Raw genomic sequence first — 14,639 nt, forward strand, 5'->3', positions numbered from 1 at the left:
CTCCTTTAATCTTTTGATATACTTACTCTTTTCATAGGTATGCGCACGCACACCTTGGTGTAGCATCCTTCCATGGCTGCCACTTCTATTCCGTACTGCTCGCCGAACTCCATGTGGATCCTGTCCTGAACATTCTTAAGTCCAATGCCGTTGCTGGATCCGCCTTTGGTCTCAATCTCGCCGGATATCTTTTTCCTAAGGACCTCAAGTTCCTCGTCATTCATGCCTCTGCCATTGTCGGTAATCTCTATGGTGCAGCTCTCACCCTCAGGAATTCCCTTAACATAAATGGTAGTGTCATCGGCCAGTTCCTCAACACCGTGAATGATGGCGTTTTCAATTATCGGCTGCAGACTCATCTTAGGAATGCTCTGCTTCATTACCTCTTCGGGTACGTTGAGAGAAAGGTAAATCTCATAGTCAAATCTGAGGTTAATAAGGGCCATGTAATCCTTGATATACTCAAGTTCCTCTGATACAAGGACCGTCTTGGAAGTCCATCTCATACTGTAGCGAAGGAGCTTACCCAGGCTTGTGATGGCATCTGAAATATCGTACTCTTCCTGCATCTCAGCCATCATCTTGATTGATTCAAGAACGTTGTATATAAAGTGTGCATTGATCTGGTTCTGCAGTGCACGGAGCTGAGAGTCTTTTACCAAAACCTCTCTCTGAATGTTCTCATTCATAAGAGACTGGATGTTGTCCAGCATTCGGTTAACCTGGTGCGCAAGCTCTCCCATTTCATCGTTTCGTCCATCCTCAGGAGTTCTGATGTCAAGATTTCCGCCTCTGACTGCCCTAATTGTTGAGAGAACTTCGTAGAACTTCTTCAGTACATGATTGACCAGAAGGTTAATGATAAACGCCATCATGAGAAGGATCAGGATCATGCCGATGATGTAATTGTTCCTGAGCTGATATACCTGTGAGAGGCTCTCTGAAATGTCATTTACCGACACCAGCGTTCCGCCAAGTTCCGAGATGTACATACCGGAGATAACACTCTTTTTCTCTTTGTCATAAAAAGTTGTTATACCGGGAGCTTCGCCTTCCTGAACAATATCTCTCATCTGCTGTGAAATAGCCGTAGCTATCGGTGTGACCGAGGTATCTTCATTACTTCCGAATATGATATTCTCTGTGTCTGTCACAAAACAGCTGGTCTCACCCGGCACATTCTCGTACATGGACGGGAACATAGTCTTCATGGCCATGTTGGCTTCAATGGTTCCAATGTTTCCGTACTGCCTGTTCACAACAGGAGTTATCAGCGCCAGCATCGGTGTTGTGTCCGAGTTGTCAAAGAGCTTGTCGGTGTAATTAAATATCCATCCACCGCTCTCTGCCATTACTGCCCATTCCTGCCTTAAGAGTCTGTCGTGGTTATAAAGAACTGGCATCATCTCCTGCACATTGTCTGTGACAGCATAGTATCTGACGCCGCCAAGCACCGGGTTTGTGTTTATAAGTCTCTCAAGAGCAGCAACATCGCTCTTGTAGATATCAAGCCACTCTTTGGTGCTGTGCTTGTTGCCAACCCTGGCGTCGATGAGAACAGAATTGAGTTTCTCATTGGATAAGAAGAACTGCGTGGACATATTGATAGAATCAACGTTGTTGGTGATACTGTCACGCCTTCTCTCCATGGTAGCCTGAGTAAAGCTCACGTTCTCCCTGATGGTAGACTGCTCCATATTGTAAAAGACAATTCCACCCAGGATAGCTACCGGAATGATAACAAACAAAAGCACAATTCCGGTAAGTCTGATATTCAGTTTTTGGCTGTTAATAAAGCCCCAGCTTTTCCTTGGCTTCAATGACATACCTGTACTTTTTCTCCATTAAATCCCTGTAGCCCAGGGCATCTCTCTTTAGCTTAAACTTCGCCAAAGCAGTGTCAAATTCATCGTCACTTTCGGCAAGAAGCAGCTCTTTTAACGTGCTGCCCCATAACCTGTCTATTATCTCTTCCGTATATTCTTCATCACTGCCTACCGGGAAGCTGACATCATACTGTCCCGTGTATGCGGAGTACTTATAGGTCCACTCCTCCAGCTGAGCTGTCGGGCCTTCATTCTTCTGGCGCCACTTCTGTTGCATTACGTTGTCCTGGAACATCCAGTAGGCATCATCTGCGCCGTAGAGTTCGTCATAGGCTGCCCTGTCTGTGTTTAAGAGTTCCAGCACATCAGGCCTTACCACTTCTTTCCCATCGATAACATCGTAGGTCACACCCTCAATTCCGAGATATACCATCTTCTGGCCTTCCTCGGATATAAGATAATCAATGAACTCGATGGCCCTGTCCGGATTCTGACAGTTTTTGGACACCATGGTTATGGTCCAGCCGTTAACTGTGTTAGTCGGAAGAACGTGCTCATCCCCGTTCTCATTCTTGGGCCCGTCAACCGCTATATAAATGCTGTCAGGGTCTTTTGAATAAAGAGTCTTCTGCTGGGCTGACATATCTGTGTACTGATACAGCATGCAGAAATACCTGCCCTGAGCAATCTTCTCCTCCATCTGAGTTCTCTGATCTATGAATACGTCTGTGGAAAGATACCCTTCTCTTGAAAGGCGGTTGAACATCTTAAGCCATTCTAGATACTCCGGATCAGTATCCCTGTCATAAAGCTTGCCGTCCTTCTCATAGGGAACAGCTAAAAAGTTCTGCAGATACTGGTCAAAAGACACGTTACCTATATCGTCAAAGTAATGCGCTCCGATAGGAATAATGGGCTTACCATCGATTGTTGGAAATTCCTTTGCAGCCTTTTTTACCGCATTCTCAAAGCCCTCAATGGTAGTCATATCGGGAGAGCCGATTGCTTCATAAATGTCTTTTCTCACAAGGAATGTCTGATTGGAACCGATGTTGTTATCGGTGTTTATGACATCATCCGGAGTTACTGATGAACATGGATATCCATAGATATTTCCATCGTCCTGGGTATACCAGCTCACAGCCTGATCATCGGTCACTGTCCAAAAATAAGGATCATACTTATCTGCCAGTTCGTTGAGGGCATAGACCATGTCCTTTTGGATGATCTCATTGACCTGTGGTTCCCACCATCCAAGGGTTATAAGGTCAGGAAGAGATCCGGATGCTATGAGCGCGTTAAGCTTCTCCTCCTCGTTTCCCTGGGGAGTGATGAAATTTATATTTACCCCTGTCTTCTCTGTAATAGCCTTGGATACAGCATTCTGTCCCCACTTGGTGTTAAACCAGGAGTAGTTGATGTACCAGTCAAAGGTCACCAGGTCTTTGGCAGAGCCCGGAGTATCTACTGTAGCGGCCGGCAAACTCACTTCGCCGTTTCCTGTGGCGGGCGATGAACAGCCGCCAAGTACAAGGCTTACAAGAAGCACAGATATTAGGTTTGTTTTCAAAAGTTTCGTTAGTTTCATAGTCCATATTATACCCCATGATAAAGACTGACGCATTAAAACAATGCGTCAGCCTAGGGGTAAAAATTATTCTTTTACACTTCCTGCGGAAATACTGCTTATGATGTATTTCGAGAAGAAGCAGAAAGCAATGATTATAGGTATAACTGAAATTGCAACTCCTAAATATATAGCGCCCTGATTCTTTTGCAGATCTGTTGCTGCATTAAGTGTAGAAATCATAACCGGGAGGGTCATTTTCTTTGGTGTGTTAAGGAGGATCAAGGGTACCAGATAGGAATTCCAGTTACCTATAAATGTTCCGATTGACATTGTTGCTATACCCGGTGCCATGATGGGAAGCACTATCCTGTGGAAGATATGGATCTCACTTGCTCCGTCGATCCTGGCTGCTTCCATAAGTGATTTTGAAAGCGTAGCCTTTGTGTACTGCCTCAGGAAGAATACGATTCCCGGTGAAGCTATGGCCGGTATAATAAGCGTAATGTAAGAATCGATCAGGTGCAGCTTCTGACAGAGGTTGTAAAAACCAATCAGTGAAAGCTGTGCCGGGATCATCATAAATACTACTATTACTCTAAAAAGAACGTTATTCCCTTTCCAATTGTACATAGCCATACCAAAAGCTGTGATAGCTGAGAAGTAGGCTGTTAGGAGAGTTGCCGGAACAGCAACCTTGAAACTATTAAGAAGTCCCAAAAAGAGATTCACATAGTCAAAGAGAACTTTCCAGTTGTCTTTTAGACTGTGTCCCGGCAGAAATGAAAAGGAATGCGTTATTTCAACGCCTGACCTTGTTGAATTTACCATCATCAGCCAAAAGGGAAGAAGGCACATCAGACCAAGTATTATGAGCGCTATGTAAAGAATTGCTCTTTTAATTTTGGTTGCCATGCTTTAATCCTCCTTTCCACCGATGAATTTAAATTCCATGATTGATACAAATAAAATGATAAAGAACAATGTGTATGCTATTGCTGAAGCAAAGCCCACCTGATGAGTTTCAAATCCAAACTTGAACAGATACATAACAACTGTCTGCAGTGTTCCGCCGGGTTCTCCTGCTGTTGAAGGTCCGCCGGTTCCGTTCATAAGGAATGGCAGGTCAAAGAGCTGAAGACCACCGATAAGTGATGTTACAGCAACATATAGAAGAATTGGTCTAAGGAGCGGAAGTGTTATACTTCCGAATACCTTCCATCTACCTGCACCGTCAATAGCTGCTGCTTCAAAATAATCAGTAGGTATACCCTGCACTCCCGCCATCAGAATGATGAAGGAATTTCCAAACCACATCCAAGCCTGTATGACACCGATAACCGCCCAGGCTGTTGATCTCTGTCCCAGCCAGTTGATCTGCTGATCAACAATACCTGTAGCCAGAAGAATCTGGTTAAATGTTCCGTACTTCCAGTCAAGAAGTGTCTTGAACAGGAAAGCTACAGATGTTGCAGCGATCAGGTTTGGCAGATAGTACACTGCCCTGAATATTGCAAGGCCGCGAAGCTTGTACTTTATATCACTGAATATGATAGTCAAAAGAAACGCCATGCCCAGCTGAAGGACGATGTTGAGTGACCACATCTTAACAGTGTTACGAAGAGCTCTCCAGAAGAACTTATCCTTAAGCACTCTGGTGTAATTGGCAAGCCCGTTAAAGACGGGCTCGCCATATCCCTTATATTCTGTAAAACTCAGGAACAATGTCCTTAAAACGGGGTAAACACTGAATATCAGAAATACTATTACAAATGGCAGCACAAACAGATATGCAGCATTTTCCCTATTCTTTTTCCTCATTGATGCTCTTTTCTTCATAAAAGTTATCTCTTAATTATCTGTTTATTGTAATTTCAGGATATGTTGACTCAACTACATCATAGAACTCGCTGATAGCTGCTTCCTTATCCATCTCACCTGTCTTAACTGCTGTGCAAGCTGCGCCCCAAGCATCGTTGATGATCTTGTCGAAACGTGTAACCTTTGAGTAGTCGATACCTGCTGCCTGCTCCTGCCAGAATGAGTAGAGGTGCTCACCGCCGTAAACTTCGTTAGCATCATCTTTGTGCTTCTCAAGAACAGATACAAGTGAAACTGTGTCGCCTTCTGACTTCTCGATCCACCACTCAGCTGTGCTCTCGTCAAGTGTTACCCACTTAAGGAAATCCCATGCAAGATCTTTGTGCTCTGACATAGCTGAGATACCGATGAATGTACCACCACCGAATCCGTATGAAGGACCTGAGCAAACGCCCCAGCTTCCTGATGTCTCGCCTACGTTGTCTCTAAGTGTGAGAACGCCCCAGCTAGGAAGACCAAATGCGAATACCTGTGTCTTATCAAGGTCCTTAGTTGCCTCTGCGAATCCTTCTGCATCCCATACGTTGATAGAATCATCAGCGTAGCTCTGAACTGCTGCTGTAAGGATTGGAACCTCACCGGCCATAGCCTGGTACCAAGGTGTTGACCACTGGTTTGCATAAGCTGTAAGGTCGTTCTGGTAAAGATCTGTAACAAGATCCATGTAATCAAGTCTTGCCTGATCTACGTTAAGAGTATCGTTTACTACCCAAGCTGTATCTCCTGAGAAATAGCCGATCTCAGCATCTGATGCGAAGATACGATATCCTGCGCTCTTAAGCTTCTCAGCTGTATCAAGAATTGTAGGATAATCTTTGAAGAGCTTTCCGATCTCATCGGGATCATCTGTTCCGAATACATCCTTAGCGATGTCTCTTCTGTAGTAGATACCTGCAGGAGTGATCTGGTAAGAGATTGCTCTCTGGATACCATCTTTATCCTGACCAACTTCCCAAACGTAATCAACGATCTGTCCCTTGTAGTCCTGAGCGTTGTAAGGAGCTTGGTTAAGATCCTCGAAGTAACCTGCATCATAGAAGTCCTCAAGCATCTGAGGCTCACCTACGATAATATCAGGTGTTGTCTGTCCGCCGTTAAGAGCTGTCTGAACCTTTGTTACATAGTCAGCAGGCTCGATAACTACTGTCTCGATCTGTACGTTGTGATCTTCTACATACTTCTCAGCGAAGGTCTGAAGGTCTTTTGCCAGTGTCCAGATAACGAGTTTCTCGCCGTCTGTTCCGGCTGTCTCTGTGTTTGTGTTCTCAGCTGCCTCTGCTGCAGGAGCTTCCTCAGAAGTAGCTGAATCTGTAGAAGCAGACTCTGTTCCTGTAGCTGACTGTCCGCATGCTGCAAGTGAAAGCGTCATAACACCTGCAAGCAAAGTTGCCATTATCTTTCTAAATTTCATATTCTTTCCTCCCAATAGTGAAATTAGATTTATGATGTTTTTGATTATAGAGAGGAAAAGGGCAACAAAAAATCACACTTTTTTTATTTAAGTGTGATTTTTTTAAAACGTTTTTATTCTTGTGGAAAGTAAAGGGTGAGTCAGTGGGGACGTTTCAGTTTGACTCATTTTGTCTTGCAAAATGAGTCAAACTGAAACGTCCCCACTGACTCACCCAAAAATCATACCTTGAAGCAGCTTCCGCCCACGAATTCTCTGCAAATAGAATTCTTCGGAAGGAATGAACTGTCTACGCTTACGAAGTAGTCGAGGAACTTAAGAAGTCTCTTGGCTTCGTAGTACTCAGGCTCGTCCTTGCCTATGTTGAAAAGTAGCGGCTCTGCGTACTGCTTGATGATAGCCAGCTCGTAGATCTGAGCTGAGTTGAACATCTCATCGGCCTCTTCCTGGAATGGGAAGATGTTGGCTTCCTCGCCGGCTCTTACCGAAGCCCACATGCTGATGGTCTTCTTGGCAGATGCGCCACGGGTTCTTGCATCCCTGACCATCCTTCGAAGGAGTCTGCCGTCGGTTGTTGCAATTCGGTTGTGATTGTCAATGTTAAGAGTTGTAAGTGCGCTGATGTAGATCTTGAACTTGGACTCTGCCGGAAGTGCATAACTCATCTTCTCATTAAGTCCGTGGATTCCCTCGATTACGAGGACGTCGTTCTTACCAAGCTGGAGGAAATCGCCATTCATCTCACGCTTTCCTGTCACGAAATTAAACTCGGGCATCTCGACTCTTTCGCCCTTTAAAAGTCTTGTCATGTCCTGATTAAATCTCTCAACATCAAGAGCTTCGAGACACTCAAAGTTGTAGCTTCCATCCTCGTTAAGAGGAGTGTCATCTCTGTTTACAAAGTAATTATCAAGACTTATCGGGTGAGGAGTAAGTCCGTAGGTACGAAGCTGAATAGATAGCCTGTTGGCAAAGCTGGTCTTACCTGAAGAACTCGGTCCTGCTATCATTACGAACTTGACGTCAACTCTCTGGAATATCTTTCTTGCAATGTCTGCGATCCTGCTCTCCTGAAGAGCTTCGTTTACCAGGATCATCTCATTTATCCTGCCCTCGCAGATCATGTTGTTAAGGTCACCTACGTTCTCGATTCCCATCATTGCTCCCCAGTCGGTTGAGAGCGACATGGTGTTAAACAGCTTCTCCCTGGGTTCAGAAACCACGAGTTTCTCAGGTGCTCCCTTGGTGGGAAGAGTAAGCATCATTCCGTCATGATACTTATCAAGCTGGAATAACTCAATATAAGAAGTGTTCGGCAGCATATAACCGTAGTAATAATCATAGAAATCACCGAGTCTGTAGACGTTGATCTCAGAGCTTCTTCTGTATTTAAGAAGAGACACCTTATCATCCATCCCCTGCTTGGTGAACAGCTCTATCGCCTCATCCAGCGGATAAACCTTCTTGACGACAGGCATTGCATCGGCAGCCAGTTCCTTCATTCTGTCCGATACTTTTTTTACAAATTCATCTGTAACCGGAATGCCTCTCAGAGTGCAGTAGATCCCGTTACCCAGAGCAAACTCCACCTTGGTGGGCGATTTCTTCTTGGTGCCGGCCACATCATTTATGGCCTTAAGGAGCATCATAACGGCAGTCCTTCTCATGGTCTTAAAGCCGATGGTATCAGCAAATGTGACAAAAGTCAGGTTGCCGTCCTTTTTAAGTGTTTTCATCAGCTCGCGGATTTTGCCGTTAAAAATGACACAGGCAATCCTATGCTCATAATCCTTCTGAAAATCCTTGGCTATTTCTTCAAATGTTGTTCCCTTGTCGTATTCTTTTTGAATTCCGTTAACAGTAATTACAGGCATATGCTCACCTCACTTTTGGTCTTAATCAAAAAGCGCAAGAACAGCACTTATTATATCCAGGCTGTTTTTTACATCGAGATATCTCTTTGAATGTTCCCTTTCATCAAGTCCCTTAAGAATGGACTCATCTACTTCTCTGCCATGGAGAAGGAAGTCTTTTAGTAGCGGATCTCTCCTTAGAATATTGTGCTCACCATAGAGATTGCAGGCCTTAAGCGCCATGTCGGGATCACATATTCCGGTGAAAAGAGCTATCGCTTTCTCAAGTTCAGAAAATGAGCCACTGACTCCGTCCCTGGGGCTCACTTTTATGGGGAAGTAGTATTTGCCTTCGTCGAGGATGATGCGCTCGTCGATTATGGCAAAGTCCTTTTCCCTCAGGTACTCTCTAAAGAGGCAGATATCTGACTGAGGCTGTAGAACAGCTGTCTTAATTCCAAGTCCCACAAGGTCCTTTTTCTCAAGGATGCTGATCATGAGTTTCCCGCCCATTCCAGCGATCACGAGAGAGTCTGCTTCAGCTTCATGAAGCTCTGTAAGGCCGTCTGAAAGCCTTGTCTGTATATCTTTTTCCAGGGAATATTCTCGTATATTACTCTCTGCCATGGCAAGGGGGCCCTTGCGGACGTCCATTGCTATGGCAGATTCTGAAATCTTATTTTGAACAAGATAGATAGATACGTAGCCGTGGTCACATCCCACATCGGCAGTGCACTTATGGGCACCATCGCCCCTTAGCATATCAGCCACTGTCCGAAGGCGAAGGGACATTTTCACAGCTACATCATCGAGTGATTTTTTTTCATTCATATCAGTCAAGATAATCCTTGAGCTTACGGCTTCTGCTTGGATGACGGAGCTTACGGAGAGCCTTAGCCTCGATCTGACGGATACGCTCACGGGTTACGTTGAACTCTTTTCCTACTTCCTCAAGAGTTCTTGCTCTTCCGTCATCAAGACCGAATCTGAGCCTAAGTACCTTCTGCTCACGCTCTGTAAGAGTATCAAGAACCTCAACCAGCTGCTCCTTAAGGAGTGTGAATGCTGCTGCATCAGCAGGTACAGGAACGTTGTCGTCCTGAATGAAATCACCAAGATGTGAATCTTCCTCTTCACCGATAGGTGTCTCTAAGGATACAGGCTCCTGAGAAATCTTTAGGATCTCACGAACACGCTCTACAGGGAGGTTCATCTCCTTTGCAACTTCCTCGGGAAGTGGCTCACGGCCGAGTTCCTGAAGGAGCTGTCTGCTTACACGGATGAGCTTGTTGATGGTCTCAACCATATGTACAGGGATACGGATAGTTCTGGCCTGATCGGCGATAGCTCTTGTGATGGCCTGTCTGATCCACCATGTAGCATATGTTGAGAACTTGAATCCCTTTCTGAAATCGAACTTCTCAACAGCCTTGATAAGACCCAGGTTACCTTCCTGAATAAGGTCAAGGAAGAGCATTCCTCTTCCGACATATCTCTTGGCAATACTTACAACGAGACGGAGGTTAGCTTCTGCAAGGCGCTTCTTAGCCTCATTTCCCTCGTATATGATCTGGTTAAGCTCTTTCTTCTTGGCATCAGAGAGCTTGTTCTTGCCCTCATCCTCTGCAAGAGTCTTCTCTGCGTCAAGACCTGCTTCCATGGCCTTGGCAAGATCGATCTCCTGCTCAGCTGTAAGAAGCGGAACCTTACCGATTTCCTTAAGGTACATTCTTACAGGATCCTCGATGCTGATTCCATCAGGAACTGACAGGTCGATATTCTCCATATCAACCTCGTCCTCCTCTGAGATGATCATGTCATCATCATCGGGAAGATCATCTACATCATCGGAAACACGAAGAACGTCGATTCCTGAGTTCTCAAGGACCTCAAGAACGTTATCGAGCTGCTCCTCGTTAAGTCCCATGTCTGCAAAGAAATCGCTGATCTCTGCATACTCAAGGACATTTTTCTTCTTCTTGGCAAGAGCAAGGATCTCTTTTATCTTCTGGGAAAAGAGCTCCTTGGTTGCATCGTCAAGTTCACCATCAGCCGCAGCATTAACTTCAGGCTCAGCAGCCTTAGCTGCCTTACTCTTCTTGGTCTCCTTAACGCCCTCCTCAGCTGCTGCCTTCTTGGAAGTCTTCTTGGCTGTCTCCTTCTTGGCAGGAGCTTCCTTGGCTGCTTTCTCCTTCTTAGCGGGAGCTTCCTTAACTGCCTTTTCTTCCTTAACAGCCTTTTCCTTTTTAGCAGTCTCTTTCTTGGCTGTTTCCTTCTTAGCAGGAGCTTCCTTGGCAGCTGCCTTGGTGCTCTTTGCTGCTGCCTTAGTCTTCTTCTCTGTTTCCTTTGTTGTCTCTTTCTTAGTTGCCATTTTATTCTTCCTTTTCTTTTAGATAGATTTTTTCATTTCAGTCATCCGGGGAAATGTCGGCATGAGCCAGCTTCTCCAGATCTTTCTTGCCCTGGATGGTCTTCATAAGGTACTGAGGATCATCGGGCTTAAGCATCTTTTTTTGCCTCTCATATCCCGCCTGCTTGACGGCGTAGATAATGTCGTGAAAAGCCTTGCGCCTTTGATCAGGTGTCTCGATATCCACAAGATTGGTGTTGAACATTTCGGCCACCTGCCGATGTTCCTCTTCATCGCCAAACCTGTCAATGACTGCTGCCGGTGAAAAGTTCCCACTCTGCATTCCGGCAAAAAGCTCTTCTGCAACGCTTCTATATAGATCATCTGAGAAATCCTCAGGCGTTACCCATTTGGTTACCTTGGGAAGAATCCCCGGCTCATCGGTAAGCCAGGTAAGAAGGAGTCTTTGATTCTTCCTTGCGCTGTCCTCGGGAGTCTTCTTAACGGCTGCCCCGGACTTCGGAGTATTGTCAGTCCGCACGGGCACTCCCTTGGCTGCAGTGGCGCTTACAAGCTTTCGAAGGTCATCCACTGCTATGTTATATCTGGCTGCTGTCGCTTCGATGTAATTCTCTCTCTCAACAGCCTCCTCGAATTCGCAGAGCATAGCTGCAAGCTTTCTGTGGAACTCGGTCTTGGATACCGGGTCAGACATGTCATGCCTTGACTCCTCCACTCTTGCCTCAAAGAAAAACGGATTCTCTGCGTTCTTAACTCTTTGTTCGAATTCGTCCTTGCCCAGGTTCTTGATGAACTCGTCAGGATCCTTGTAAGGCCTTAGATCTAAGACCTTGCCCTTAAGTCCGACTTCCTTAAGGATTCCGATGCCTCTCATGGCCGCCTTGGTTCCGGCTTCGTCACTGTCATAGGAGAGGACTACGGTGTCGGTGTATCTCTTAAGGATCATGGCCTGTCCCATGGTAAAAGCTGTTCCCAGGGAAGCCACTGCCATGTCAAAGCCCGCCTGATGCATGGCTATTACATCCATATATCCCTCGCAGATTATCATGTAACCTGCTTTTGAACTCTTGGCATAATTAAGTCCAAAGAGATTTCGGCTCTTGTCAAATATCGGAGTCTCCGGAGAGTTAAGGTACTTGGGCTTGCCATCTCCCATTACTCGTCCGCCAAAGCCTATGACCTTGCCCTGAGCATCTGATATCGGGAACATTACTCTGTTCCAGAACTTATCATGAGTTCCTCTCTGCTCATCAAAGGATGCAAGTCCGGCCTCGATTATCAGCTTGTCCTCAAAGCCCATCTGCCGAAGGTACTTGACCAAATCATCCGAAGTCATATTGGCAAATCCAAGGCCAAAGTGCTTCATGGTTTCATCGGTAAGCTGTCTCTGCTTAAAGTACTGCATGCCCTTTTCGCCGCTCTTGGCCCTTAGGTTTCTGTAGTAGTACTTGGCAGCTTCTCTGTTGATATCAAGAAGCATCTGCCTCTTATCTCTCATGGCCCTTGCCTGCGGTGAATCGTCCGCTTCCGGGAGCCTCACTCCCGCTCTCTCAGCCAGCTGCTGCAGAGCTTCTGTAAATGTTAAGTTGTCATATTTCATCAAAAAGCTGATCACGTTACCACCGGCTCCGCAGCCGAAGCAGTGAAATATCTGCTTACTCTGTGATACGGAAAAAGAGCCGGATTTCTCATTGTGGAAGGGACAAAGGCCAAAGTAGTTGGCTCCCTTTTTCTGCAGGTGGACGTACTGTCCGACCACATCCACAATGTCGTTTCGCGATCTGACTTCTTCTATGATGTCATCTGAATATCGCAATTGTTTCTCCCCACTGTTGTCAAAGTACTGCCCAGGAGTGCGGTACGAATACCTCCTCAAATACTGCAACCGCATATCTGTCAGTCATGGAGCTGACGTAGTCGCAGACTATTCTCTCCCCGGTAGCCTCTCCCCTGTCTTTCATATTTTTCAGATACTCAGGTAAAAGATCCTGATGATCAATATAGTACTGATAGAGGAATTTGATCATGTCCTCTACCTTGCCTTCCTGCCCCTTGGCTATCGGGTTGGTATAAACCCTGTCAAACATGAATCTGCGGAGCTTGTGGAAAGCATCATATACCTCATCAGACATCCTGATGTCGTCTTTATCCATACTGGTGGCTATTATGTCGTGGATGAAGGTATCCAGCCACTCTCCGTTGGTATGGCCGATCACTTTTGCCAGATCCTCCGGAACATCCTTCTCGGTGATGATACCTCCTCTTATTGCATCGTCCATATCGTGATGCATATAAGCAATCTTGTCAGAAAGACGGACAACCTTGCCCTCAAGTGTTCCCGGAGTAAGGTCCATCTCATGATTCACGATACCGTCCCTGACTTCCCAGGTAAGATTGAGTCCCTTGCCATAGTTCTCAAGCTTCTCAACTATGCGAAGGCTCTGTTCATTGTGCTTAAACCCATCGGGACTCACAGCATTAAGAGCCCTCTCGCCCGCATGGCCGAAAGGTGTATGACCGAGGTCGTGCCCCAAGGCAATAGCCTCTGCCAGGTCCTCATTGAGCATAAGCGCCTTGGCAATGGTCCTTGCATTCTGAGATACCTCAAGGGTGTGGGTCATTCTGGTCCTGTAGTGATCCCCGTCAGGCGACAAAAAGACCTGGGTCTTGTCCTTGAGCCTTCTGAATGACTTGGAATAAAGAATCCTGTCACGGTCTCTTTGGAAGCAAGGCCTGATATCACAATCCTTTTCTTCTTTTTCACGTCCCTTGGAATTCATGCTGAGAGTAGCATGCTTGCTTAAGATTCTAGTCTCTCTGTCTTCAAGTTTTTCGCGAATTTTCAATGTTTTCTTCTTTCTGAATATTGGATTTATGTGGGCCTGTCAGAAAAAAAGACCCCACATCATAAATATTCGACGTGGGATCTTAAAATCCTTTTTTTCTAAATTAAATTTTTCAAAATTTAGTACATTTACCTGTTCCACTCTCCAAGACGGCTTGTATACTGGTCATTTATCCACTTAACAGCCTCTTCAAGCCCTTCCTGAGAAACTTCAAAGTGCTCGTTTGTCATAAGTGACGGATCCGTCTTGCCGTAAGCATTTGGCTCAGGCCATACGGTTGCCATAAGTGTAGCCGGTCCTCTCTGATCAACGGGAGTAAACTTAACGTTTTCAAGAGGGTCTCTTGCCAGGCGATATCTCATGCCCTTGTGGCTTCCAAAATATGCCTCTCCGTACTCGTAGTGGCTCAGATTAAAAAATGATGAAACTTCTATTTCCATGTTACATATCTCCAAAATCCCGGCTTACCTGAATTTATTAAAGAAATTTGCCATAGGGCCGACTGTATCCTGGAGGTCCTTTATCGCCTTATTAAGGCCGTCAAAATCAACGTTTGACATGTTGGTGACTGCCTCGGTAAGAGCTTCGGAATTGTCCCCCACAAGCTGGTTAAGATTCTTGCTGGCATCGGTCATCTCAAGGACCATGGTATCAACATTGGCAATCGCCTCTTCTGCATCCTTTGCAACCTTGTTGATATTGCCAAGAGTAGTCGTAACCTGTGGTACCAGGATCATTGCCACCAAAAGAACTACAAGGAATGTAGCCACTACCGCCAGAGCCGACAGCCTCTGCCAGAAGAGATGTTTTTTGTCGACCTTAAGCATCTCAGCATTGCCGTTTACAGTAATGTTTGTGTTCTCGCCTGTTCCTTCCATAATCCC

Annotated in this window: 12 protein-coding genes; all 12 read right to left on the reverse strand. The window is 45.7% G+C overall.

Annotated features, from left to right (window positions below; genetic code table 11):
• Window positions 1-5: 5 nt before the first annotated feature.
• Window positions 6-1,826, reverse strand: a complete 1,821-nt coding sequence (locus G632_RS0102525) for a sensor histidine kinase (RefSeq protein WP_022767461.1) — start codon at window positions 1,824-1,826, stop codon at window positions 6-8.
• Window positions 1,789-3,414 carry an extracellular solute-binding protein gene (locus tag G632_RS0102530; RefSeq protein WP_035781908.1) on the reverse strand — a complete coding sequence of 542 codons (1,626 nt, stop codon included), beginning with the start codon at window positions 3,412-3,414 and terminating at the stop codon, window positions 1,789-1,791. The genes G632_RS0102525 and G632_RS0102530 overlap by 38 nt, the downstream gene beginning before the upstream one ends.
• Before the next feature lie 66 nt (window positions 3,415-3,480).
• The gene (locus G632_RS0102535; RefSeq protein ID WP_022767463.1) at window positions 3,481-4,308 is read right to left on the reverse strand and encodes a carbohydrate ABC transporter permease; all 828 of its coding nucleotides are present in this window, start codon (window positions 4,306-4,308) and stop codon (window positions 3,481-3,483) included.
• A gap of 3 nt (window positions 4,309-4,311) precedes the next feature.
• On the reverse strand, window positions 4,312-5,232 hold the full coding sequence (locus G632_RS0102540; RefSeq protein ID WP_022767464.1) for a carbohydrate ABC transporter permease: 921 nt from the start codon (window positions 5,230-5,232) through the stop codon (window positions 4,312-4,314).
• 16 nt (window positions 5,233-5,248) lie between these two features.
• Window positions 5,249-6,685, reverse strand: coding sequence for an ABC transporter substrate-binding protein (locus tag G632_RS0102545; RefSeq protein WP_022767465.1), 1,437 nt, complete (start codon window positions 6,683-6,685; stop codon window positions 5,249-5,251).
• A 221-nt stretch (window positions 6,686-6,906) separates the two neighbouring features.
• The gene (locus G632_RS0102550) at window positions 6,907-8,559 is read right to left on the reverse strand and encodes a TGS domain-containing protein (protein ID WP_022767466.1); all 1,653 of its coding nucleotides are present in this window, start codon (window positions 8,557-8,559) and stop codon (window positions 6,907-6,909) included.
• Between the two features lie 21 nt (window positions 8,560-8,580).
• Window positions 8,581-9,369 carry a class I SAM-dependent methyltransferase gene (locus G632_RS20875; RefSeq protein WP_022767467.1) on the reverse strand — a complete coding sequence of 263 codons (789 nt, stop codon included), beginning with the start codon at window positions 9,367-9,369 and terminating at the stop codon, window positions 8,581-8,583.
• A gap of 1 nt (window position 9,370) precedes the next feature.
• Window positions 9,371-10,543: an RNA polymerase sigma factor RpoD gene (rpoD, locus tag G632_RS0102560; protein WP_026512342.1), complete on the reverse strand. Its 1,173-nt coding sequence runs from the start codon at window positions 10,541-10,543 to the stop codon at window positions 9,371-9,373.
• 403 nt (window positions 10,544-10,946) lie between these two features.
• Window positions 10,947-12,725, reverse strand: a complete 1,779-nt coding sequence (gene dnaG, locus G632_RS0102565; protein WP_022767469.1) for a DNA primase — start codon at window positions 12,723-12,725, stop codon at window positions 10,947-10,949.
• A 19-nt stretch (window positions 12,726-12,744) separates the two neighbouring features.
• Entirely contained in the window at window positions 12,745-13,755 is a 1,011-nt protein-coding gene (locus G632_RS0102570; protein WP_022767470.1) for a deoxyguanosinetriphosphate triphosphohydrolase, read from the reverse strand.
• Between the two features lie 128 nt (window positions 13,756-13,883).
• Window positions 13,884-14,195 (reverse strand): hypothetical protein, encoded by a 312-nt coding sequence (locus G632_RS0102575; RefSeq protein WP_022767471.1) that lies wholly within the window; start codon window positions 14,193-14,195, stop codon window positions 13,884-13,886.
• A 24-nt stretch (window positions 14,196-14,219) separates the two neighbouring features.
• Window positions 14,220-14,633: a hypothetical protein gene (locus G632_RS0102580; RefSeq protein WP_022767472.1), complete on the reverse strand. Its 414-nt coding sequence runs from the start codon at window positions 14,631-14,633 to the stop codon at window positions 14,220-14,222.
• Window positions 14,634-14,639: the final 6 nt, after the last annotated feature.

The organism is Butyrivibrio sp. NC2007 (genome assembly GCF_000421405.1).
Taxonomy (GTDB): domain Bacteria; phylum Bacillota; class Clostridia; order Lachnospirales; family Lachnospiraceae; genus Butyrivibrio.

What these genes read in the sequence shown, in the direction of transcription:
- G632_RS0102545 (WP_022767465.1), bottom strand. Translation starts at nt 6,685, where the DNA reads ATGAAATTTAGAAAGATAATGGCAACTTTGCTTGCAGGTGTTATGACG.
- G632_RS0102580 (WP_022767472.1), bottom strand. Translation starts at nt 14,633, where the DNA reads ATGGAAGGAACAGGCGAGAACACAAACATTACTGTAAACGGCAATGCT.
- G632_RS0102540 (WP_022767464.1), bottom strand. Translation starts at nt 5,232, where the DNA reads ATGAAGAAAAGAGCATCAATGAGGAAAAAGAATAGGGAAAATGCTGCA.
- G632_RS0102525 (WP_022767461.1), bottom strand. Translation starts at nt 1,826, where the DNA reads ATGTCATTGAAGCCAAGGAAAAGCTGGGGCTTTATTAACAGCCAAAAA.
- G632_RS0102535 (WP_022767463.1), bottom strand. Translation starts at nt 4,308, where the DNA reads ATGGCAACCAAAATTAAAAGAGCAATTCTTTACATAGCGCTCATAATA.
- G632_RS0102550 (WP_022767466.1), bottom strand. Translation starts at nt 8,559, where the DNA reads ATGCCTGTAATTACTGTTAACGGAATTCAAAAAGAATACGACAAGGGA.
- G632_RS0102575 (WP_022767471.1), bottom strand. Translation starts at nt 14,195, where the DNA reads ATGGAAATAGAAGTTTCATCATTTTTTAATCTGAGCCACTACGAGTAC.
- G632_RS0102530 (WP_035781908.1), bottom strand. Translation starts at nt 3,414, where the DNA reads ATGAAACTAACGAAACTTTTGAAAACAAACCTAATATCTGTGCTTCTT.
- G632_RS20875 (WP_022767467.1), bottom strand. Translation starts at nt 9,369, where the DNA reads ATGAATGAAAAAAAATCACTCGATGATGTAGCTGTGAAAATGTCCCTT.